Here is a 794-nt window from a genome sequence, read left to right on the forward strand (position 1 = left end):
TCCACTGGGAACAGCCGGACCGGAACCGTCGCCACTGGATAGAAAGCAATTCGGCCCCGGCAGCGCCATCACCATAATTTTTTGCTTTCTTTACAGATTGTCGCTTGAGTCCTTCAGACCAGCCTGTAGGCTTTGTGGATACTGCTCACCCACTGACTGGAGCCAACCATGTTCATTCGCTTTCTGACCGTGCTTGCCGCCGCGTCCCTGGTCGCCTGCGTGACCGCCGCCTCCCCGATCCGGGTTGCTGACGGAAACCAGAATGAAGGCACCGTGACTCTGGCCACCGACTATAACCTGATGCAGAACCCACAGATGGACTGGCAACAAGGCCTGCAAAAAGCCAGCGCGCAATGTCAGGGCTGGGGGTATAACGGCGCGATTCCCAGTGGCAAACCCAGCCAGACCTGCAGCAATGAAACCCAGGACGGTGACTGTATCGGCTGGACTGTGAACGCGACTTTTCAGTGCACCGGGCAGGCTGCCCAGCAGTAACGTCCGCCGGCAATGAATAGGGGTTATCGCGGAATTGAGTGATCAGCCGGCTTCAGAACTTGTCCCATTATCCCGTCCTGGCAAGCGTTGGACGCCGGATGCCCGACGACTGACGCCTGCATTAAAAACCTGAACACTTGGCCTCCACGTTCTCTGTGCAACATGCATTACCCAGTTACTACCTTCGTGATGGTCCTGAAATCCCCGCCACCACGACAGCCGCTCAGGCTATGGGGGGTTACGTCAGGCATCCGGCATCGAGCGTTTGGCTAAGTGCCAGGCATTCGCGATAAACCCTT

Annotated in this window: 1 protein-coding gene; it reads left to right on the plus strand. The window is 57.3% G+C overall.

From position 1 onward, the window contains the following. The first annotated feature begins 168 nt into the window (after positions 1-168). Positions 169-495 (plus strand): YecR family lipoprotein, encoded by a 327-nt coding sequence (gene yecR / locus A3730_RS11945; protein WP_063519164.1) that lies wholly within the window; start codon positions 169-171, stop codon positions 493-495. The last annotated feature ends 299 nt before the right edge of the window (positions 496-794 follow it).

Source organism: Alcanivorax sp. HI0044 (assembly GCF_001634945.1).

What these genes read in the sequence shown, in the direction of transcription:
- yecR (WP_063519164.1), top strand. Translation starts at nt 169, where the DNA reads ATGTTCATTCGCTTTCTGACCGTGCTTGCCGCCGCGTCCCTGGTCGCC.